The 19,108-nt window shown below is 63.5% G+C and carries 22 protein-coding genes; 16 read left to right on the forward strand and 6 right to left on the reverse strand.

The features are described 5' to 3' along the window. Positions 1 to 19 precede the first annotated feature (19 nt). The gene (locus RNA01_RS06240) at positions 20 to 913 is read right to left on the reverse strand and encodes a transglutaminase family protein (protein ID WP_147179091.1); all 894 of its coding nucleotides are present in this window, start codon (positions 911 to 913) and stop codon (positions 20 to 22) included. An 89-nt stretch (positions 914 to 1,002) separates the two neighbouring features. Then, on the reverse strand, positions 1,003 to 1,167 hold the full coding sequence (locus tag RNA01_RS06245) for a DUF3309 family protein (RefSeq protein WP_147179092.1): 165 nt from the start codon (positions 1,165 to 1,167) through the stop codon (positions 1,003 to 1,005). A gap of 499 nt (positions 1,168 to 1,666) precedes the next feature. Between RNA01_RS06245 and RNA01_RS06250 the strand changes: the two genes are divergently transcribed. The 3 genes from RNA01_RS06250 to RNA01_RS06260 all read left to right on the forward strand — a co-directional run bounded on the left by RNA01_RS06250 (position 1,667) and on the right by RNA01_RS06260 (position 3,565). Then, complete coding sequence (locus RNA01_RS06250) at positions 1,667 to 2,014, forward strand: HPF/RaiA family ribosome-associated protein (RefSeq protein ID WP_147179093.1); 348 nt, start codon at positions 1,667 to 1,669, stop codon at positions 2,012 to 2,014. Positions 2,015 to 2,066: 52 nt separating this feature from the next. After that, on the forward strand, positions 2,067 to 2,312 hold the full coding sequence (locus tag RNA01_RS06255) for a hypothetical protein (protein WP_147179094.1): 246 nt from the start codon (positions 2,067 to 2,069) through the stop codon (positions 2,310 to 2,312). Positions 2,313 to 2,497: 185 nt separating this feature from the next. Continuing rightward, on the forward strand, positions 2,498 to 3,565 hold the full coding sequence (locus tag RNA01_RS06260) for a DMT family transporter (protein ID WP_147179095.1): 1,068 nt from the start codon (positions 2,498 to 2,500) through the stop codon (positions 3,563 to 3,565). 31 nt (positions 3,566 to 3,596) lie between these two features. Here the strand turns inward: RNA01_RS06260 and RNA01_RS23640 are convergent, their stop codons facing one another. Together RNA01_RS23640 and msrB are read right to left on the reverse strand one after the other, a co-directional pair. Then, a complete protein-coding gene (locus RNA01_RS23640) occupies positions 3,597 to 3,740 on the reverse strand; it encodes a hypothetical protein (protein ID WP_170253361.1) in 144 nt (47 codons plus the stop codon). Positions 3,741 to 3,961: 221 nt separating this feature from the next. Continuing rightward, positions 3,962 to 4,372 (reverse strand): peptide-methionine (R)-S-oxide reductase MsrB, encoded by a 411-nt coding sequence (gene msrB / locus RNA01_RS06265; protein WP_147179096.1) that lies wholly within the window; start codon positions 4,370 to 4,372, stop codon positions 3,962 to 3,964. 373 nt (positions 4,373 to 4,745) lie between these two features. Between msrB and RNA01_RS06270 the strand changes: the two genes are divergently transcribed. The 10 genes from RNA01_RS06270 to RNA01_RS06315 all read left to right on the forward strand — a co-directional run bounded on the left by RNA01_RS06270 (position 4,746) and on the right by RNA01_RS06315 (position 13,354). Next, the gene (locus tag RNA01_RS06270; protein ID WP_147179097.1) at positions 4,746 to 7,133 is read left to right on the forward strand and encodes a putative monovalent cation/H+ antiporter subunit A; all 2,388 of its coding nucleotides are present in this window, start codon (positions 4,746 to 4,748) and stop codon (positions 7,131 to 7,133) included. Further along, positions 7,130 to 7,549, forward strand: coding sequence for a Na+/H+ antiporter subunit B (locus RNA01_RS06275; RefSeq protein WP_147179098.1), 420 nt, complete (start codon positions 7,130 to 7,132; stop codon positions 7,547 to 7,549). The genes RNA01_RS06270 and RNA01_RS06275 overlap by 4 nt, the downstream gene beginning before the upstream one ends. Then, entirely contained in the window at positions 7,549 to 7,926 is a 378-nt protein-coding gene (locus tag RNA01_RS06280) for a Na+/H+ antiporter subunit C (RefSeq protein ID WP_147179099.1), read from the forward strand. The genes RNA01_RS06275 and RNA01_RS06280 overlap by 1 nt, the downstream gene beginning before the upstream one ends. 219 nt (positions 7,927 to 8,145) lie before the next feature. Further along, the gene (locus RNA01_RS06285; RefSeq protein WP_147179100.1) at positions 8,146 to 9,765 is read left to right on the forward strand and encodes a Na+/H+ antiporter subunit D; all 1,620 of its coding nucleotides are present in this window, start codon (positions 8,146 to 8,148) and stop codon (positions 9,763 to 9,765) included. After that, positions 9,762 to 10,235 (forward strand): Na+/H+ antiporter subunit E, encoded by a 474-nt coding sequence (locus RNA01_RS06290; RefSeq protein WP_147179101.1) that lies wholly within the window; start codon positions 9,762 to 9,764, stop codon positions 10,233 to 10,235. Before RNA01_RS06285 ends, RNA01_RS06290 begins: the two co-directional genes overlap by 4 nt. Next, positions 10,232 to 10,681 (forward strand): cation:proton antiporter, encoded by a 450-nt coding sequence (locus RNA01_RS06295; RefSeq protein WP_147179102.1) that lies wholly within the window; start codon positions 10,232 to 10,234, stop codon positions 10,679 to 10,681. The genes RNA01_RS06290 and RNA01_RS06295 overlap by 4 nt, the downstream gene beginning before the upstream one ends. Then, positions 10,678 to 11,022, forward strand: a complete 345-nt coding sequence (gene mnhG / locus RNA01_RS06300; protein ID WP_147179103.1) for a monovalent cation/H(+) antiporter subunit G — start codon at positions 10,678 to 10,680, stop codon at positions 11,020 to 11,022. The genes RNA01_RS06295 and mnhG overlap by 4 nt, the downstream gene beginning before the upstream one ends. Before the next feature lie 455 nt (positions 11,023 to 11,477). Continuing rightward, complete coding sequence (locus RNA01_RS06305; protein WP_147179104.1) at positions 11,478 to 11,906, forward strand: Ros/MucR family transcriptional regulator; 429 nt, start codon at positions 11,478 to 11,480, stop codon at positions 11,904 to 11,906. A 228-nt stretch (positions 11,907 to 12,134) separates the two neighbouring features. After that, the gene (locus RNA01_RS06310; protein WP_147179105.1) at positions 12,135 to 12,545 is read left to right on the forward strand and encodes a helix-turn-helix domain-containing protein; all 411 of its coding nucleotides are present in this window, start codon (positions 12,135 to 12,137) and stop codon (positions 12,543 to 12,545) included. Next, positions 12,542 to 13,354, forward strand: a complete 813-nt coding sequence (locus RNA01_RS06315; protein ID WP_147179106.1) for a DUF6456 domain-containing protein — start codon at positions 12,542 to 12,544, stop codon at positions 13,352 to 13,354. Before RNA01_RS06310 ends, RNA01_RS06315 begins: the two co-directional genes overlap by 4 nt. A 13-nt stretch (positions 13,355 to 13,367) precedes the next feature. Here the strand turns inward: RNA01_RS06315 and RNA01_RS06320 are convergent, their stop codons facing one another. Both RNA01_RS06320 and RNA01_RS06325 read right to left on the reverse strand, forming a co-directional pair. After that, complete coding sequence (locus tag RNA01_RS06320; protein ID WP_147179107.1) at positions 13,368 to 13,784, reverse strand: SufE family protein; 417 nt, start codon at positions 13,782 to 13,784, stop codon at positions 13,368 to 13,370. 296 nt (positions 13,785 to 14,080) lie between these two features. Further along, positions 14,081 to 14,518: a DUF5330 domain-containing protein gene (locus tag RNA01_RS06325; RefSeq protein WP_147179156.1), complete on the reverse strand. Its 438-nt coding sequence runs from the start codon at positions 14,516 to 14,518 to the stop codon at positions 14,081 to 14,083. Between the two features lie 473 nt (positions 14,519 to 14,991). On the opposite strand from RNA01_RS06325, the gene RNA01_RS06330 reads away from it, so the two are divergent. The 3 genes from RNA01_RS06330 (at position 14,992) to RNA01_RS06340 (ending at position 19,064) form a co-directional block, all read left to right on the forward strand. Continuing rightward, the gene (locus tag RNA01_RS06330; RefSeq protein ID WP_147179108.1) at positions 14,992 to 16,521 is read left to right on the forward strand and encodes a sensor histidine kinase; all 1,530 of its coding nucleotides are present in this window, start codon (positions 14,992 to 14,994) and stop codon (positions 16,519 to 16,521) included. Next, positions 16,493 to 17,464, forward strand: coding sequence for a peptidoglycan-binding domain-containing protein (locus RNA01_RS06335; RefSeq protein WP_147179109.1), 972 nt, complete (start codon positions 16,493 to 16,495; stop codon positions 17,462 to 17,464). Before RNA01_RS06330 ends, RNA01_RS06335 begins: the two co-directional genes overlap by 29 nt. 148 nt (positions 17,465 to 17,612) lie before the next feature. Further along, on the forward strand, positions 17,613 to 19,064 hold the full coding sequence (locus RNA01_RS06340; RefSeq protein ID WP_147179110.1) for a methyl-accepting chemotaxis protein: 1,452 nt from the start codon (positions 17,613 to 17,615) through the stop codon (positions 19,062 to 19,064). Positions 19,065 to 19,108: the final 44 nt, after the last annotated feature.

Here is a 19,108-nt window from a genome sequence, read left to right on the forward strand (position 1 = left end):
GTGTTCCAGGGCTTGCTGGTCAGGGCGGTGCTGGCACCTCTTGATCGGAGGTGACATTGACCTGAATGGTCAGTGACTTGAAATCCGAGGCGCGCCCGTCGTAGCTGCCGGACAGAGGAATGGCCTGGTGCGGGTCGCGCGCCACCCCGACCCGGATCAGGTCGCGGTTGCCGACAATGCCATTGGTCGGGTCGAACTCCACCCATCCGGCGCCGGGAATATAGATCTGGCACCACGCATGGGTCGAGCCGCCGCCGAGCGTCGTCGAACCGTCCCGGTAGGGAACATAGATGTAGCCGGTGACGAAGCGGGCCGCCAAGCCGAGCGCCCGAGCCGCCTCCATCATCAGCAGCGCGAAATCCCGGCAGGTGCCGCTTCTCAGTTCAAGCGTCTGCAACGGCGTCTGCACCCCATGCTCGGAGCGCCGCGCATAGGCGAAACTGTCGTGGATCATGTAGCACAGGCTCATCAGCAGGCTGCTGGTGCGGGTCGGCTGGCCGGTGTGCACGAACTGCCGGGCAAAGGTGCCGACCAGGTCGGCCGGATCGGCGAAATGGCGGGCCATGGTCGGTTTGAGGTCAGGCAGTTCCTCGGCATCATAGGTGAACGGATAGTCGACCGCGGTCGCCTCTATGGGGAAGTCGAGCGCCGCATGGGGCGTATGGTCAAGCCGGATGTTGCTCTCGAACCGAAGGCTGCGTGTTTTCGCGGAAAAATTGATCAGCGCGACGCAATTGCCGAAGGGATCGTGGATCCAGCGGATTTCATCCTGCGGCGGCTCGACCACGAGGCTGACGCTGAGCAGCGTCTGGTCGAAGCTGTCGCGTGGTCGAAACATCAGCCGGTGCTCGCCGAGCTTGACGGGCCGCTTGTACTGATAGTCGGTGATATGGCGTACCGAGAATATGGTCATCAGTGCTTCCCGCCCGGGGGCGTTTTTCTTGCGCCCGACCTGAGCCAACGCTTTGTCGCTGGTTGCCCGGGCGCAAGGGCAGGATGGCCTTACAGGCGACCGGTCAGCACCAGGATGACAAGAATGATCAGCACGACGCCGAGAACGCTGACCCCGCCGTGGCCAAAGCCATAACCATAGCCGCCGAAGCGACCGCTAAACCCGCCAAGCAGGGCAATGATCAGGATGATGATGAGTATTGTTCCGAGCGACATGCACTTCGTCTCCGTTGCTATTCGCAATGGCCAGTACATTTGCGTATCCGAGCCAAGGGACTGTTTGTGGGCGGCACGGCAGGGAGGCCACGATCAGGCCTCCGCTAACAGTGAGTACAATGCGTGGACGGCTTTGTACAGGGGAAGCGGCCCTGGGATCGCGCGGCCAGCACGTGCCCGCGTTTCACAACCGTGGGATCGGCGCCCATCCGGAAAAGGCAAAGGGACCGCGTTGCGGAACGCGTGGACTCTTCTTGCGGCCGGACTCGAAAAGCACGTGACGATAACAGCGGCAGGCCACTCCCATTCCACTCCATCGAATCCCAGGAAGACCGACGGGTGGCACGTATTTCACACCCGACATAGTTGGAATTGTGTTATGGTTACACCGATAGGGAACTGTTCTGATTTCAAGTCCGCTTGAGTCAGTCACCTCAATTGACCGCCACCCCTACGGTATCTTTGCGCTGGTGGGTCCTGGGCCAGAAAGGGTCGGCACATGCAAATTCAAATCAATACTGACGAAAATATCGACGGTGGGGCAGATTTTTCTGCGAAAATTTCGGCCCAAATTCGCGACCGTCTCGACCGCTTCAGCCAGCACATCACGCGGATTGAGGTCCATCTTAGCGATACCAACAGCGACAAATCCGGAGAAGTCGACAAACGTTGCGTCATTGAAGTGCGCCTGGAGGGCCGCCAGCCAGAAGTGGTGACCGATCAGGCTGACACGCTTGAGAGCGCGATTTCCGGCGCGATCAATAAGTTGCATAGCTCGCTGGACCATACGCTTGGAAAGCTCAACCATCACAAGGGCGCCGACACAATACGAACCGGCGGTCTTTAACGGGGCTGAGGCCACCGATTACGGAACCCAGCGCGTCAAGAGGAGTGAGATTATGGTAGACAAAAAGCCTGCTGAGTCAGATCCGAAAAGCGGCCAACCCAAAGAGCCCGATCAGCACAAAACCACAAGCGAAGCCACGGGCCAGAAGTCTGAACCCGTCGCAGTGGATCGACCCGGCTTTGATTTGGGTGGTTCAACCGGCAAAACGACTGCAGGAACAGGTCTTGGCCTGGGCGAGGACGCATCCGAAGACAGCCGTGATCGAAGCTTGCCCGGCCGTCGAGGGGAAAACAAGTAAAGCGAAACTCGACTGGATCGGCGCATCGTTCTCATAGCGCATCGCACCTTCGAGGCGGCAGGATTGCAGCGACAAGAGGCGGTTCGGCACTATTGGTTTATAACCAAATGGAGCCGGCCCGCTGATTTCCCCCAGCTTTTTCCGGATGGTCTGTTAAACTCGCGGCAGTTCGGAGGCAGTCCAGCATGGCGAAATCGCATTCCCACCTTTGGCCCGGTGTGCCGCTGGCACTCGGCTCTGCTGTGCTGTTCGGCGCTTCGGCACCGCTTTCCAAGCTTCTGATCGGGGTGGTCGATCCGTGGCTGCTGGCTGGCATCCTCTATCTCGGCGCAGGGGCGGGGCTCGGTCTCTTGAGCGGCGCGCGGGCGCTCATCGGCCTTGGCAATGAAGAGGCGCCGCTGAAGCGAGCCGATCTGCCTTGGCTTGCCGCCGTCATCCTGTTTGGCGGCGTGCTCGGCCCGCTTTTGCTTATGCTCGGCTTGTCGCTCACCTCGGCCTCATCCGCCTCGCTGCTGCTCAACCTCGAAGGGCTGGCCACCATGGCGATCGCCTGGCTGGTGTTTCGCGAAAATGTCGACCGGCGCCTGTTGCTGGGCGCTGCCGCAATCCTTGCCGGTGCGGTGTTGCTGTCGTGGAACGGCGTGGGCCTGAGCCTTGATGCGGGCGGCCTCTTCGTTGCCGCCGCCTGCCTGTGCTGGGGCATAGACAACAACTTGACGCGCAAGCTCTCCTCGGCCGATCCCGTACAGATCGCCATGATCAAAGGAATTGCCGCGGGCGCCACCAATCTGGCGCTCGCGCTCGCCTTCGGTGCCGCCTGGCCGGGCGCCATGCTCGTTGCCGCCGGCGCCGTCGTTGGCCTGTTCGGCATCGGCATCAGCCTGGTAATGTTCATGCTGGGGCTGCGCCATCTCGGCACGGCGCGCACGGGCGCCTATTTCTCGCTCGCCCCCTTCATCGGTGCCGTGCTGGCGCTGATCATCTTCCGCGAGGCGGTGACGCCGCAGCTGGTTTTGGCCGGCGCGCTAATGGCGCTCGGGCTCTGGCTGCATCTGACCGAGCGACATGAGCATGAGCACAGTCACGAGGCGATGGAGCACGAGCATGCCCATGTCCATGATGCGCATCATCAGCATGATCATGACGGCCCGGTCACCGAGCCCCACTCGCATCCGCATCGCCACGAGCCCTTGCGCCACAAGCACCCGCATTACCCTGACCTCCACCATGGCCACAGTCACAGCCACGGGTGAGGGAGCGCACGAGCACCTGCTGGGGATTCGCTCAGCCGAGAAACTGGAAATAGGCCCAGGCGATGATGAAAGCGGTGACCACGCCAAGCGCGATGAGCGCTGTCTTCAGCCGAGGATTGGGCTTTTTCGGTTCCTTCGGTTTCGGCGGCTTCTTGAATTCGACGACATTCGACACGGGCATTCTCCTGATCTGTTGCAGCGACCTTACGCCTGAGGAGATTGAGAAAGTCCTGATACGTCGGCTTTCGCCAACGGCATGTCGCCTTCGGCCGCCGCGAGAAGGCGTCGGGCTTGGCGAGCGTCGAAGTTCGCTTCGTGGTGTCTTCCTCTGCCTCTCCTGCAACGAGGGCCAGTGCGCAGAGGCGATCTCGGCGCCGGCTCGAGGGCGTAAAACCCTCACTCCACCCTCTCGAACACCATCGAATGGCCGTTGATGCAGTAGCGCAGGCCGGTCGGCTTCGGGCCGTCGGGGAAGACGTGACCGAGATGGCCGCCGCAGTTGGCGCAGCGGATTTCCGTCCGGACCATACCCAGCGAGGCGTCGCGATGCTCGGTCACGGCGCCGGGGGAGGCGGGTTCGAAATAGCTCGGCCAGCCGCAGCCGGCGTCGAATTTCGTGTCGGAATAAAACAGCGGCGTATCGCAGGCGGCGCAGCGATAGAGGCCCTTTTCAAAATTGTCCCAATACGGGCCGGTAAACGGCCGTTCCGTTCCGTGTTCGCGCAGGATGCGGTATTGCTCCGCCGTCAGCTGCTCGCGCCATTCGGCATCGGATTTGTCGATTGTCGGCTTGGCTGTCTCGCTCATGGGTGTCGCTCCGTTGTTCAGCTGACTAAATAGGGTGGAGAAGGCGCTGCGGCAATCGCCGGCGTGTCGGAGAGGTCGCCTTTGCCGAACGGTCCGACATCATCCGGTTCGCACGGCGAAGTAATGTCGCGGCGAGTGAGCGACGGGCTAAAACAACGGCCATGAATATACCGCCTGCGGCGGGCGCAACGGATGCGTTTCGGCCAGTGGAAGCCGCCGGAATCCGTTGACAAACGCCGATGTGAACACGGCTCTTCCCGTTTTCCCTTGAGGCGCGACACGGTTTGTCCTAACACCATGCGCAATTTGTGCCGTCCTCTCGGGGGCGGCGCCAGACCGCGCTCATGCCGAACTGCGCTCACAAGGATACGGAATGTTTGAGAACGTCGCCGCTGTGACATTGATGGCCCTGTTTCTGCCCTTTGCCGGCGCGCTGCTCGCTCCCTTCCTGACAGCCAGGCTCGGCGCCAATGCCGCCTGGGTTCTGGCGCTCGCGCCGCTTGCCTCCTTCGCCCATTTCGCCGGTTTCCTGCCGGCGATCGCGGCCGGGGAGGTGGTAACCGGCGGCTATGCCTGGGTGCCGAGCCTCAACCTGTCCTTCTCCTGGTTCCTCGACGGCCTGTCGCTCACCTTCGCGCTGCTGGTCACCGGTATCGGCACGCTGATCATGCTCTATACCGGCGGTTACATGAAGGGTCATCCGCAACTGGGTCGTTTCTTCTCCTTCATGCTGATGTTCATGGGCTCCATGCTCGGCGTCGTGGTGTCCGACAGCTTCCTGATGCTCTTCGTCTTCTGGGAGCTGACCTCGATCACCTCCTTCCTGCTGATCGGCTTCGACCATGAGCGTGCGGCCTCGCGCCGCGCCGCCTTGCAGGCTCTGGTCGTCACCGGCGGCGGTGGCCTCGCCCTGCTGGCCGGCCTGATCTTCATCTGGAACGTCACCGGCCTGACGCAGATGTCGCTGCTGGTGCACTCCGGTGACCTCCTGCGCGAGAGCCCGTTCTACGCTGCGGCACTCATTCTGGTGCTCGGCGGCGCCTTCACCAAGTCGGCGCAGTTCCCCTTCCACTTCTGGCTGCCCAACGCCATGGAGGCGCCGACTCCGGTTTCGGCCTATCTCCATTCCGCGACCATGGTGAAGGCCGGCGTCTATCTGCTGATGCGGCTCAATCCGGTGATGGGTGGAACACCCGCCTGGGAAATCCTGCTTCCGCTCTTTGGCGGCGTCACGCTTCTGGTCGGTGCCGTTCTCGCCATCCGCCAGACCGATCTGAAGTTGATGCTCGCCTATACGACGGTCGCCTCGCTCGGCCTTCTGGTCATGCTGACCGGCTTCGGCTCACCTTATGCGATCGAGGCGGCGGTGCTCTATCTGGTCGCCCATTCCCTGTTCAAGGGCGCGCTCTTCATGGTCGCCGGCATCATCGATCACGAGACCGGCACGCGCGACGTGACCAGGCTCTCCGGCCTGCGCTCCACCATGCCGATCACTTTCGTCGCCGCCCTTTTCGCCGCCATATCCATGGCCGGCCTGCCGCCCTTCTTCGGCTTCCTCGCCAAGGAGGAGATCTATGCGGCGCTGGCCGGTGGTGATCCGCGTTCCGTTCTCTTCACCGCGGTCGCCATTGTCGGCAACGCGCTGATGTTCGTCATCGCCTTTGCCGTGGCGCTGAAGCCTTTCCTCGGCGCCAAGGTCGAAACGCCGAAACATGCCCACGAGGGGCCGGTGCTTCTGTGGTTGGGACCGCTGACCCTGTCGCTCATCGGTCTTGCCGCCGCCGTGTTCTCGCCGCTGGCCCATGCCTTTGTCACCTCGCCGATGGCCAGCGCGGTCGCCGGTGAAGCCGAGACCGTGACCGTCGGCCTCGTGCCCCATATTGGCGTGCCGCTCGCGCTGTCGGTGCTGACGGTGGTGCTTGGCATTCTTGTTTTCCTCGGTCTCGCCCGCGCCCGTGCCATTGTCGCCCGCCTGCTCGATGCCCTCGGCCCCGGACCTGATCGCGGCTTCGACCATTTCATCGCCGGTCTTGTTCGACTCTCCTGGCGGGTGACGCAGTTGGTGCAGAACGGACGGCTCGAGGTCTACATCACCGCGACCTTCCTGCTGCTGGCCGTCGTCCTGCTTGTTCCGCCCCTGGTCGGCGGTGAACTGCCGGTCATGCCGTCCTGGCCGTCCGGCATCCGTTTCCACGAACTCGCCTTCTTCATCATCGCCGTCGTAGGCCTGCTGGCCGTTCTGGTCGCCAAGGACCGCCTCACGGCGATCGTCTCGCTCGGCATCCAGGGCTTCGCCGTGGCGGTGATCTTCCTGCTGTTCGGCGCGCCGGACCTGTCGTTCACCCAGTTCATGGTCGAGACGCTGTCGGTCGTCATCCTCGCGCTGGTCATGACGCGGCTGCGCCTTTCGCCCTCCGACCACCGCACCTGGGGCCAGGTTCTGGCTGACGGCGCGATCGCCATCGCCGGGGGGCTGGGCTTTGCCCTGATGCTGTTGAAATCGACGCAGGCGCCATTCGACACGACGCTCACCGATTTCTTCAACGCCTATTCCAAGGTCGTCGCCCACGGCGCCAATGTCGTGAACGTCATCATCGTCGACTTCCGTGGCACCGACACGCTGGGCGAGATCTCGGTGGTGATGATTACCGGTCTTGCCATCCTGGCGCTGATCCGGATTCGCGTCGTGCCGATCGCCGCCGCCCAGGCGAGCGTCGCCGGCATCAGGCGCAAGAACGCCGAGAAGGAGTCGCGCAAGTGAACACGCTGATTTTCCGCACCGTCGCCCCCTTCCTGACCGCGCTGATGCTGCTATTTTCGATCTTCGTCCTGCTGCGAGGCCACAATGAGCCGGGCGGCGGCTTCATCGGCGGGCTGATCGCCGCTTCGGCCTTCGCCATGTACGGTATCGCCTTCGGCGTGTCGGCCGTGCGCCGCGCACTGTGGTTCCGACCCTTGTCTATCGCCGGTGCGGGCCTGCTGTTGTCGACCGTCTCGGGCCTGATCTCGGCCGTCTTCGGCGTGCCCTTCATGACGGGCCTGTGGATCTATCCGCGACTGTTCGGCGTCGAGGTGCCGCTCGCCACCGTCATGTCGTTTGACGTCGGCGTCTATCTTGTCGTCGTTGGTGCCATCACCGCGATCGCGCTGGCGCTTGAGGAAAGGGAGAGCGACTGATGGAAACGCTGCTGTCGGGTCTGGTCGGCATTTTCTTCGCCGGCGCCCTTTACCTGATGATGTCGAAGCATATCGTTCGTGTGCTGCTTGGCGTCGTCATTCTCGGCAATGCGGTCAACCTGCTTCTGTTCACCACCGGCCGGCTGACCCGTGAGGTTCCGCCGATCATCGCCGCCGGTGCGGATACGCTGAGCGCCGGTGCCGCCAATCCACTGCCGCAGGCGCTGATCCTGACGGCGATCGTCATTTCCTTCTCCTTCTTCTGCTTCCTTCTGGTGCTGACCTATCGGGCCTACCAGGACCTTGGAACCGACGATACCGACGAGATGCGCGTGGCTGAGCCGAAGGGCGAGCCGCTGCCGCCGATGGGATATTGATTGCATGAGAATGCCTGTGCCTGATCTGAACACCCTCCGGCCTGCCTGCCAACTCACCCGTGAGGGGGGAGACCGCTCAGCGGCCGGCGCCGCGTTCAAAACTCATGCCGTGAAGATGTCGCCTTCGTTCGGCCCGCAGGGCTTGGCGAGGACCGTACGCCTCGGTCTCTTCACCCTTGTGGGGAAGGCGGCCGGCAGGTCAGAGGGGGCGGTGCACTGATGGCTTCTGCGACTTCCTCCCACCTCGATCCCTCGCTTTTCTGGGTGATGGAGCCCACGAGCGCCGCCCAGTGGCTGACCATTTTGCCGGTGGCCATCGGCCTTGGCTGCGGCGCCGTGCTGATGATGCTGCGCCATTCGACCCGGCTTCATCCATTGATCGCCATTCCCGGCCTTGCCCTGATGGTGCTGGTCGACATCCTGCTGCTCGCGCATGTCGCGACGCAGGGTCCGGTGACGATGATGATGGGCCGCTGGTTGCCGCCCTTCGGCATCGCCTTCACCGTCGACCTGACCGGCGCGCTTCTGGCGCTGACGGCCGCCATCGTGGCGCTGGCCGGGAGCATCTACGCGCTCGGCGACATCAATACCAGCGGCCGGCGCTATGGTTTCTATCCCTTCCTGATGGTGCTGATGGCCGGCGTCTCCGGTGCCTTCCTGACCGGCGATATCTTCAATCTCTACGTCTGGTTCGAGGTCCTGCTGATCTCGTCCTTCGGCCTGCTGATCCTCGGCTCCGAGCGCGAGCAGATCGACGGCGCGCTGAAATACGCGGTGTTGAACCTGATCGGCACGACGCTGTTCCTGATCGCCGTCGGCTATCTCTATGCCATCTTCGGCACGCTCAACATGGCCGACATCGCGCAAAAAGCCGGATCCTTGCGCGATAGCGCTCCGTTGCTGACGCTCGGCACGCTGTTCGTCTTCGCCTTTGGCATGAAGGCTGCGGCCTTCCCGGTCAATTTCTGGCTGCCGGCCTCCTATCACACCCCGCGCATCGTCGTGTCGGCGCTGTTTGCCGGTCTGTTGACCAAGGTCGGCGTCTACGCCCTGTTGCGCGTCATGGTCATGCTCCTGCCGGTCGAGCGCGAGGCGCTGAGCCTCGTCATTGCAGTCGCCGCAGCACTCACCATGGTGCTCGGCGCCATGGGGGCGCTGGCCCAGTCCGACATCCGCCGCTTCCTCGGCTTTGTCGTCGTCTCCGGGATTGGCTACATGCTGGCCGGCGCGGCGATCGCCGGCACCGCCGGCCTGTCGGCGGCGATCTTCTACGCGCTGCATTCGATCGTGCTGATGACCGCGCTCTACCTTCTGGCAGGCGAAGCGGCGCGCCGTGGCGGTTCCTACAGGCTTGAAAACCTGTCCGGGCTGTGGGCGGCCGGACCCGCCTTTGCCGGTCTCTCGCTTGCGCTGTTCTTCGCCGGCTCCGGCCTGCCGCCGTTCTCCGGCTTCTGGCCCAAGGCGATGCTGGTCAAGGCATCGCTCGACATTGGCGCCTGGTGGCTGGCCGGAGCTGTTCTCCTTTCCGGCTTCCTCACCACGATTGCCTTCGGCCGTGTTTTCCTGCTCGCCTATTGGCGCCCGGCTCCATCCGCCGTTGAGTCTCCTCCCGAGACAGCCGCCGGGTCGCCCATTGGCGAGGCTGCCGAGGTTGCCGTCGCTGCGCCGACGTCGGCGCGTGCCGCAGCCATGCTGCCCATCCTCGCCCTTTCGGCTCTGGTCGTCTGGTTCGGCCTTTTCCCCGAGCCGCTGATCGAGCTCAGCCAGCGGGCGGCAATGGGGCTCGCCGACCCCACTGCCTATCTCCAGTCCGTCTTTCCGTCGGGAGGTCAGCCATGATCCTCTATGCCATCAACCTCCTCATGGCCATCGTCTGGGCGGCGATCACCGGCAGCGCTTCGCTGTACAACCTGGTCTTTGGCTTCCTTCTCTCCACGTTGGCGCTTGGTGTGATCCGCGACCAGATCAACGGCACCGGCTATATCCGCCGGGCTCTGCGCGTCGCCTCGCTCATCTGGCTGTTCTTCATTGAACTGGCGAAGTCGGCCTTCAAGGTCGCCATCATGGTGGTTAGCCCAAATCTCGAAATCAAGCCGGGCATCTTCGCCTATCCGCTGACGGTGACGCGTGATTTCGAGATCACCCTGCTCGCCAATCTCATCACGCTGACGCCCGGTACGCTGTCGGTCGATGTCTCCGACGACAAGAGCGTGCTATACGTCCATGCCATCGACTGCTCCGATCCGGAGGGCACGCGTCGCGAGATCGCCGAAGGCTTCGAGCGCAAGATCCGGGAGGCCTTCGCATGATTTCGCCGGAAAGCATCATCGCGACCGTCTGCAATTTCGCCCTGGTCGTTCTCAGCCTCTCCTTTTTCCTGACCGTCTATCGCGTGGTGAAGGGGCCGACGCTGCCCGACCGGGTTCTCGCGCTTGACATGCTGGTCGGTATCGCCATCGGCTTCATTGCCGTAATCGCCATCCGCACCGGCTACACGCTCTATATCGACATCGCCATCTCGCTTGGCCTGGTCGGCTTCCTTGCGACCGTCGCCTTCGCCCGCTTCATTCTGGCGCGCGGCGTGGTTGGCGAGCGTCCGCTGGAGGACGCTCCGGTGCTGCGCCCGCAAGTGGCCAAGGCGAAGGGTGGCAAGAAGATCAAGCCCGTTGCTTCCACCGCGGCTACACCCGCACCGGCCAAGCCGCGCGGCGGCAAGAAGGCCAGCGCTCCGGCCAAGACAGGGGGAAAGAAATGATCGCCTACGCCACAGCCCTGTTCACCGCGTCGCTGATCGTCGGCGGCGCGCTCTTTGCGCTGGTCGCCGCGATCGGCCTGAACCGTTTTCCCGATCTTTATACCCGCATGCACGCTGCCTCAAAGGCCGGCACGGTTGGCTCCGGCCTGCTTCTGCTGGCTGTCGGTCTGCACGCTGGCGACCTTGCCACCTTCTCGCGCGCCATCGCCGGTTTCTTTTTCTTCATCCTGACGGCGCCGGTTTCCGCCCATCTGCTGGCCAAGGCGGCGCATCAGGTCGGCTACAAGCTGTCACCCGTCTCGGTGCTGGACGAGTTGAAGGGTAAGGACGGCTTGGGCTGACGCACACCGGCGCGGCAAGTAAATCCCGATGGTTGTCTGCAATTTTTTCGGGTATTCGCGCGGCCTTTGTATTTGTGGCAAGTCGAATATTGGCGGTGCTTAAGCTAAAGCGCCTTTCCCTCCCCATTTCTGGTGAAAAATATTTCGTGGATTTTTGACGGAATAATGATAACCAGAATTTAGAGCACTGATCTCGCGGACTTGGTTTGACGCGCGCGCTCAATTCCCGAGCGGAAGTTGTATTCACAACGCTTCTCTTGTCGGGTGTTCAGCCGAGCTACGACCGTAGAGGATCTTTTGAAGCAAAATGCCAAGCATCTGGCCCGGGATCTAGGGGTGGATCTCATGTCGACAACGACAAGGCTGATGCGACGTTTTTTGTTTCTTTGCTTTAACGAGTGGCGCCTGCCTTGCGGCGGCGCCTGGCAAGCACAGTTGAACAGGAGTTCATTGAAATGACAGAAAACGCTCATGGCGCCAGCCATGAACTGCTGGTGGAGCTGACCGCCGACATCGTTTCGGCCTATGTCAGCAACCATGTGGTTCCCGCTGGCGATATCGCCAACCTCATTGCCGATGTGCATTCGGCGTTGAGCAATACGTCATCGCCGGCTCCGGTCGTCTCGATCGTCGAAAAGCAGAAGCCCGCCGTCGCCGTGCGCAAGTCCATCCAGGACGACCAGATCATCTGCCTGGAATGCGGCGGCGCCTTCAAGTCGCTGAAGCGCCACCTGATGACCCACCACAATCTCGGTCCGGAAGAATACCGCGACAAGTGGGATCTTCCCATCGACTATCCGATGGTCGCTCCGGCCTATGCCGAAGCGCGCTCGCGTCTGGCCAAGGAAATGGGTCTCGGCCAGCGCCGCAAGCGCGGTAAGTGATCAGAGAAGCCGCGTCGGCCCTCAGGGTCGGCCGCGCACGATCGACAACCGGGCCTCGCGGCCCGGTTTTTTTATGGCTGATTTTGAGGAAATAAATCCTCATATTATTTTCAATCTGACGTAATTTCTGAGCAAAAACAGTTGAAACGTGTCGATGCCGACCCTTTCAACATCCTCATTTTCTGCTAGAGGTGTATGAATTAATTCCTATCAACTGGGAGTGATCGTATGCCGTCTGAATTGCCTCTTTCCCCGGCATCGGGGCTGAAAACAGTGTCCCCGGAAACTCTCGTCTCCCGATCCGTACCCTCGGCCCTGTCCGATCGGCGCCTTGTCTGCCTTGTCGTGCGCCAGATCACCTCCGAGCTGCTGGCGCTGACCGGCGAACCCGGCGAGGTTGGACGCGCCCGGCGACGGGCTTGTTGCCATGTGCGACAGATATCCATGTATGTCTGTCATGTGGCCCTCTCCATGTCCTATGGCGACATCGCCGAATGCTTCTGCGTCGATCGCACCACGGTCACCCATGCCTGCCATATGGTCGAGAACCGGCGTGACGATCCGGGCTTCGACATCTTCGTCGGCACCGTCGAGCGGCTGGCCGAGGCGGTCGGTATGGTCGCCGGGAGGTCGGTATGAGCGGGCCCGGCCGGACGCCGGCCGAACGGCGGCTGCTATTGCGCGTCCTGCGGCTCTCGTTGCGTGGCCCGCTTTCGGTCGTGGCCGACGAGGGCGGTGCGCTGCATCTCGCGAGTGCCGACATGGAGATCAGGAACGTGCCGCAGCGCCTGCTGCGCGATCTGGTGGCCGACGGGTTGATCCTGCGCGACGGGCTGCGGATCCGGGCCGGCGAGGGGGCGGCAACCTACCTCCGCCGTGCCCTGGCTGAACCCGGCGGGGAGGCCTTTCTCGAACAGCACCGCGTGACGGTGGGCGAAACCCTTGTTGAAGAGGGGGAGCGCCGTCCGGTGCGGCGCAATCTCGCCGAATCCCCCCTGTCGGGCCTTGCCCGGCTGAAGGATCGCTCCGGCGCCGCCTATTACGCCGAGGAGGCGATCGCCGCCGGTGAGAGACTGGCCGCCGATTTCGAGCGGGCCGGGCTACAGCCACGCATCACCGCCTCCTGGGAGCCCCGGCTGTCGAGCAAGGTGCGGGGTGCTGCGCCGTCATCCGTCGAGATCGCCGATTCGGCGCTCGGTGCCCGCGCCCGGGTGAGCGCGGCGATCGAGGCCATGGGGCCGGAACTCGCGGGCGTCGCGCTCGATGTCTGCTGCTTCATGAAGGGGCTGGAGACGGTCGAGCGCGAGCGCCAGTGGCCGGCTCGGTCCGCCAAGCTCATGCTGCGTACAGCACTTCTGGCGCTTGCCCGCCACTACGCCCCGCCGCCCGCCGGAGAGGGCCGCAGCCGCCATCATTGGGGTGTCGAGGGGTATCGGCCGGAGTTCTGAGGGGCGCCGTTCTCTAGATCAGCCGTCTGGCCGCTTCCTCGCGGATGCGCTGGATCATTGAGCGCAGGCCGTTGGCGCGCTGGGCCGAAAGGTGCTCGATCAGGCCGAGCCGGGAAAACAGTTCGATCGCGTCGAAGGCGACGATCTCCGAGGCGTGCTTTCCCGAATAGGCGGTCAGCACGATCGCCACCAGGCCGCGGACGATATGGGCGTCCGAATCGCCGGAAAAGTCGATCACCGGGTCCTTGCCCTCGTGCGGATGGCTTGAGAGCCAGACCTGGCTGGCGCAGCCCTTGACCTTGTTCTCCGCCGTTTTTTCCTCATCCGGCAGGTCTGGTAGCGCCTTGCCGAGCTCCATGACATAGCGCATCCGGTCCTCCCAGTCGTCCAGGAAGGCGAAATCCTCGGTCATCTGCTCAAGCGTCGTCATCGTGCGTCACATCCGGTTCAGGCAACAGTCCGCCCCGGTATAGGCGATCCGCTCGGTCATTTGAACCTTTGCGGCGGGGGACGGCGGGAAAAAGAAAAACCGCGAGGACACGGGGTCCTCGCGGCTCGGCAAAAGGCCGAAGTTTCCTGTGGGACAGGCAGACAGGCAACCGAGCATCGTCGCCCATAGGGCCGAGAGATGCTCCGACGCAAGCGGAAGGCCAAGGCCGGCGAAGGGCCTCGGGAATTCTTGGGGATACCGGACCTTGTGGCCGCGGCGGTCGGTGCCGGCGTCTCTTACGACTTCGGCGGGGTGTAGGGTTTGGGGCCTTTGCCGGTCTTCGGCCTGGGTGAGGGGATGACGGTTCCGGTGATGACGACGTCGGTGGCGGGCGCTGCCTCGGCGGGCGCGGCTTCCGCCGTCAGCGACGGGTGGGCAGCCGTCGTCTCGTCGCTGCCACCAAGCTGGCTGTCGAGGATCTGGTAGGCGACCAGCGCTCCCTCGCGGGCCCGCTCTCCGAGAACCTGAAGGGTTTCTGCACCCTTTTCACAGACATCCGGCTTTTCGGTGCAGATGGCGGAGAGATACTGATAGGCGTCCGTCACCACGGCGATGGCGTCGCCCATAGCCAGGCGCTGCTCGCCGGCGGCCTCATCTGCGGGCCGGCCGCTGAAGAAGGACAGCACCACCAGCGTCATCGCGCACCAGAACGTTCCCTTGATCAGAAACCACATCGTCTTCACCAATCCCATCATGCCCGTTTCATTCGGGTCTCGCCGGGTTGCTCCCGACTTGTGGCGTCAAGCTATCGGCGGGGTGCAAAGATCGCTTTGCAAAAGCCATTCGGGTTTGTTTCAAATTTGAACGAAATACGGATCTTCCGCCGTTTGCCGTCCATTTCGCTCAAACTTTAGCGAGTGCCGTTAAGCATAAATGTGGCGGTCGGCCGGTAATCCACGGCTTTCCGGCGCGGGGGCTGGACACAATTCTTAACGCAATTGGGAAAACGCAGACAAATCCGCTGCTTACGCCCCGTTAACCACGTTGGAGGAAGCATGCTCCATGTGTGCCAAACTGGGCCTCTATAGGGCCTCCTCAGGCTTCCGAAAGGGGTAGCCTTATCTTTTCCTTAAGCGCGGCGGGCCTAAAGTTGGGCCTCTGAAAACGAAGCATTTCGCGGATTTAAAGCGTGCTGGTATTGCGTAAAATGGCTGATAAGGCGAAGGCGGTTCCCGATCGCATGGCCGGCTGGTGCCTGGCGTCGGTGACGGGCGTGGAGCCTGGCGATCCGCGCGACGTCGCGGCGTTGCGCCGCCTTGCCATGGGCTCGGCCGTATTGCTGGTCGCCGTCCCCGGCGTGCTCTCTTTCTATTATGGCGCGGCGATCGCGCTGCCGCTCGGCTTTGCCGCCGTCGTCTCGCTCTTCCTCGTCTGCGCTGTGGTGCTGATCTCGCTTGGCCGCCCGACGGTGCAGGCCGTCGCTCCGGCCATCGATGAGTCGTCGCGCGTCTCGCCGCTCGATCTGTGCCCGGGTCTCATCCTCACTCTCGATCCCGCAGGCATCGTGCATGAGTCGGCCGGCCGCGACAGCGCCCTGTTCCTGTCCTTTCTGCGCGATCCCTTCGGCCGGCCGTTTGCCGAGCAGGTCCATGTCTCCGACCGCATCGCCTTCGTCCAGGCACTCGACGAGCTGCGCCAGGGCGCCGATGCCGTCGTTATCGACCTGCGCCTCCACCGCCCGGTGATCGGCATCGATCAGGCCCAGTTCATGAACGTGCGCATGGACATGACCGCAACGCGCGGCTCCGACGGCGAGCTGTCCGGCGTCTATGCCCAGTTGCTCGACATCGCCGGCGAAATCTCGATCCGTGCCGACGCCAGCCTGAAGGAAGACGAGGCGGTCGCCGCCCACGAGGCCAAGTCGCGCTTCCTCGCCGCCGTCAGTCATGAGCTGCGCACCCCGCTCAATGCCATTCTCGGCTTTTCCGACATCCTCGCCGGCGAGTATTTCGGCAAGCTGGAAAACGACCGTCAGCGTGAATATGTCCAGCTGATCCGCCAGTCGGGCGCCCATCTGCTCGCCGTCGTCAACGCCATGCTCGACATGTCGAAGATCGAGGCCGGCCGCTACGAACTCATGCTGGAGCCGTTTGTGATCGCCGAGGCGGTCCATGAATGTGAGAAAATGCTGTCGTTGCAGGCCGGCAACAGGGGCGTTACACTGACCAGTCGCATTGCCCGGGGTCTTGGCGAGGTGGTCGCCGACCAGCGCGCCGTACGTCAGGTCTTGATCAATCTGGTCGGCAATGCCATCAAGTTCACCGAGGCGGGCGGCGCCGTGATGGTCGATGCGAGCCGCGATGGCTGCGACCTGAAGATCGTCGTCTCCGACACTGGTATCGGCATCGCGCCGGAAAAAATGGAGCTGATCGGGCGGCCCTTCACCCAGGTCCACAACGATCTGAGCCGTGGCTATGAGGGATCGGGCCTCGGCCTGTCGCTGGTCAAGGGACTGACCGCCCTGCATGGCGGTTCGTTCCTGATGGAAAGCCGTCCGGGCGAGGGCACGGTGGTCACCGTTCGTCTGCCTGCCGATGGCTCGGGCGCTGGCGCGGATGCCGCCGGCGAGCACAACACGGTCGAATTCCCGCCGCGGCTGAAGCCGGTGGATCGTCCGGCCGTGAAGGAAAGCGAGAGAGAGACTGTGTATGACGAAGCGAAAGCGAAAATCGCCTGAGAGGAAGCCGGCACCGCGCGCGGTCGCCGTTCTGCTCAATGGCGTTGGCGCGCTGGCACGCCTCGTCGGCCGCTATCCGCGGTCGGTGGGCGGGTTCGCGGCGTTTTCCGTCGCCTTCGGTTTCGTCGCCGCCAATGCCCTGTGGTACCAGCCGGGCTATCATCCATCGCCGATCTTCTCGACCCGCGACGTCAGCGATTTCAACGCACTCGCCGGTGTGACGCGTCACGCCCAGCTCGAGCCCGGTTCCGGCGCCGTCACCTCCTTCAAGATCGAGCGCGAAGACGCCAGTACCCCGGCCGCAGCCTCGCAAGCTGAAGCCGAAGTCGCTTCGCCAGCGCCGGTGGCAACGCCGCTGGCGTCGTCCGCTGCCGGCGACGTGGACAATGCCGGCCTGGTCGTCGCTGTACAGCAGGAGCTTGGACGGCGGGGTCTCTATGACGGTGCAGCCGATGGCGTCATCGGTCCGCGTACCGAAGCAGCGGTCGGCGTTTTCCAGAAATCGGTCGGCGTCGAGGCGAATGGTCTCGTCAGCCCGGAACTGCTCGACCTCCTCAAGCTCGACCGCGGCGTCACCGCCGCCGTGCCGAAGAGCCGTCCGGTCGAGGACCTGAGCGCCGGGGCGGTCGACCCGGTCGCCGCCGCGATCCGCAACGCCAACAAGATCGTCGTCACCGCGCCGGTTGCGAAAGCCCCCGTCAGGGTCACGCCGCCGGCCGCCGTCCCGGTCTCCATAAGCGGTACGGCCGCCGATGCGGCTCTTGTCATGGAGATCCAGCGGGGGTTGGCCAACATCGCCTATACGGATGTCACCGTCGATGGCGTGGCGGGTGCGCAGACGCGCGCCGCCATTCGTCGCTTCGAGCGGCATTACCGCCTGCCGGAGACCGGTGAGCCAAGCGCCACTGTACTCAAGAAGCTGCGCGACATCGGCGCGCTTTGACCGGTCCGCAAGCGCGCGCCTGCCTGAGGGCCTGTCGACGCCGCAAGTCCTGCGGCGGCGCACAATAAGAAGTATTCTCACTTATTAGCAGATATGCAAATTCTTAACGTTGACAAGTCATAGTAGCGCCCGTGGGAGGATTGCGCCTATGACTATACACGGTGGAGCTTTGATAAACGACTGGCCGTCCGAGGAGAGGCCGGAACAAGGCGCGGATGCGGACGCGCTGCGCGGGATCATTGCCAAGCTTGCCAACGAGGCCTCGACGCTCGGCATAGATCTGGTCGACATCGCCGGGGCGATCCAGCATGTGGCCGGCATGTCAAAGCGCCATACGTCGACCTTTGACGACGTGACGAGGACGGCGCTTTCGATCGCCGAAACCAACAAGAATGTCGCCACATCGCTGCGCGCCACCGACGAGACGGCGACGGAAGCTCGCCGTATGCTCGGCGATTCCGCGGCAAGGCTGACCGGCGCGGTCGGCAAGATCGACCTGATGGTCGCCGCCTCGGAAGAGATCTCAACCGAGATCGGCAGTTTTTCCGTTTCGCTCGGCAATGTCGACAAGGTCGCCGAGGAGATCAGCTCGATCGCCAGGCAGACCAATCTGCTCGCGCTCAATGCCGCGATCGAGGCGGCCCGTGCCGGCGAGGCCGGCAAGGGCTTCGCCGTGGTCGCCGCCGAGATCCGCGCGCTGTCCTTGCAGACGTCGCAGGCGACCGGCTCGATCCAGCAGACGCTGAACGAGATTCGCGGCAAGATCAAGAAGCTCTCTGACGCCGGCCGAGGCGCCAGCGACAGCGCGCTCGACGTGCGCGAGACCTCGCAGGCGATGAACAGTTCCTTCGGCGCCATGGAGCAGGTGATCACCCGCATCCTCGACGGTTCGACGGTGATGGCCAGGACCACCGAGACCGTTGACCGCCAATGCGGCGAATTTGTCGGCACGCTCAATTCCATGGCCGACGAGGTGCTCGAATCCGACAACGCGCTGCAAAATGCCGCGATCCGCGTCGATCGCGTCGTGGCGCTGTCCGAGACGCTGATCCAGCTCACCGCCTCGGCCGGCATCGAGACCGCCGACAGCCCGTGGATCAACGCCGCCTGCGATGTCGCAGCGTCGATTTCCGCCGCCTTCCAGCGCGGCGTCGACAGCGGCCGGATCGGCCTTGCCGCGCTGTTCGACCGCAGTTATCGGCCGATCCCCGGCACTGACCCGGTGCAGATGATGGCGGCCTTCACCGAGTTCGCCGACCAGGTTCTGCCCGGCATCCTCGAGCCGGTGCTCGACCTCAGCGATCGCATCGGCTTTTGCGCGGCAGTCGACACCAACGGCTACCTGCCGACCCACAACAGGAAGTTCTCCGCTCCCCAGCGTCCGGGCGACCCGGTGTGGAACACCGCCAATTGCCGAAACCGCCGTATCTTCGACGACCGTGTCGGGCTTGCGGCCGGTCGCTCGACGGCGCCTTTCCTGGTGCAGACCTATCGGCGCGACATGGGCGGCGGCAATTTCGTCGTGATGAAGGATATTTCCGCACCGATTACCGTTGGCGGCCGCCACTGGGGTGGTCTGCGGCTGGCGATCCGGGGCTAGACGTCGCGCCGACAAGCGCACACCTGCCAGCGCGCTGGGCCGCC

The organism is Paenirhizobium naphthalenivorans (genome assembly GCF_007992095.1).
Classification (GTDB): domain Bacteria; phylum Pseudomonadota; class Alphaproteobacteria; order Rhizobiales; family Rhizobiaceae; genus Allorhizobium; species Allorhizobium naphthalenivorans.

Bases quoted from the DNA above. Each gene is read 5' to 3' on its own strand.
- RNA01_RS06240 (WP_147179091.1), bottom strand. From the start codon at position 913: ATGACCATATTCTCGGTACGCCATATCACCGACTATCAGTACAAGCGG.
- RNA01_RS06245 (WP_147179092.1), bottom strand. From the start codon at position 1,167: ATGTCGCTCGGAACAATACTCATCATCATCCTGATCATTGCCCTGCTT.
- RNA01_RS06250 (WP_147179093.1), top strand. From the start codon at position 1,667: ATGCAAATTCAAATCAATACTGACGAAAATATCGACGGTGGGGCAGAT.
- RNA01_RS06255 (WP_147179094.1), top strand. From the start codon at position 2,067: ATGGTAGACAAAAAGCCTGCTGAGTCAGATCCGAAAAGCGGCCAACCC.
- RNA01_RS06260 (WP_147179095.1), top strand. From the start codon at position 2,498: ATGGCGAAATCGCATTCCCACCTTTGGCCCGGTGTGCCGCTGGCACTC.
- msrB (WP_147179096.1), bottom strand. From the start codon at position 4,372: ATGAGCGAGACAGCCAAGCCGACAATCGACAAATCCGATGCCGAATGG.
- RNA01_RS06270 (WP_147179097.1), top strand. From the start codon at position 4,746: ATGTTTGAGAACGTCGCCGCTGTGACATTGATGGCCCTGTTTCTGCCC.
- RNA01_RS06280 (WP_147179099.1), top strand. From the start codon at position 7,549: ATGGAAACGCTGCTGTCGGGTCTGGTCGGCATTTTCTTCGCCGGCGCC.
- RNA01_RS06285 (WP_147179100.1), top strand. From the start codon at position 8,146: ATGGCTTCTGCGACTTCCTCCCACCTCGATCCCTCGCTTTTCTGGGTG.
- RNA01_RS06290 (WP_147179101.1), top strand. From the start codon at position 9,762: ATGATCCTCTATGCCATCAACCTCCTCATGGCCATCGTCTGGGCGGCG.
- RNA01_RS06295 (WP_147179102.1), top strand. From the start codon at position 10,232: ATGATTTCGCCGGAAAGCATCATCGCGACCGTCTGCAATTTCGCCCTG.
- mnhG (WP_147179103.1), top strand. From the start codon at position 10,678: ATGATCGCCTACGCCACAGCCCTGTTCACCGCGTCGCTGATCGTCGGC.
- RNA01_RS06305 (WP_147179104.1), top strand. From the start codon at position 11,478: ATGACAGAAAACGCTCATGGCGCCAGCCATGAACTGCTGGTGGAGCTG.
- RNA01_RS06310 (WP_147179105.1), top strand. From the start codon at position 12,135: ATGCCGTCTGAATTGCCTCTTTCCCCGGCATCGGGGCTGAAAACAGTG.
- RNA01_RS06315 (WP_147179106.1), top strand. From the start codon at position 12,542: ATGAGCGGGCCCGGCCGGACGCCGGCCGAACGGCGGCTGCTATTGCGC.
- RNA01_RS06320 (WP_147179107.1), bottom strand. From the start codon at position 13,784: ATGACGACGCTTGAGCAGATGACCGAGGATTTCGCCTTCCTGGACGAC.
- RNA01_RS06325 (WP_147179156.1), bottom strand. From the start codon at position 14,518: ATGTGGTTTCTGATCAAGGGAACGTTCTGGTGCGCGATGACGCTGGTG.
- RNA01_RS06330 (WP_147179108.1), top strand. From the start codon at position 14,992: ATGGCTGATAAGGCGAAGGCGGTTCCCGATCGCATGGCCGGCTGGTGC.
- RNA01_RS06335 (WP_147179109.1), top strand. From the start codon at position 16,493: ATGACGAAGCGAAAGCGAAAATCGCCTGAGAGGAAGCCGGCACCGCGC.
- RNA01_RS06340 (WP_147179110.1), top strand. From the start codon at position 17,613: ATGACTATACACGGTGGAGCTTTGATAAACGACTGGCCGTCCGAGGAG.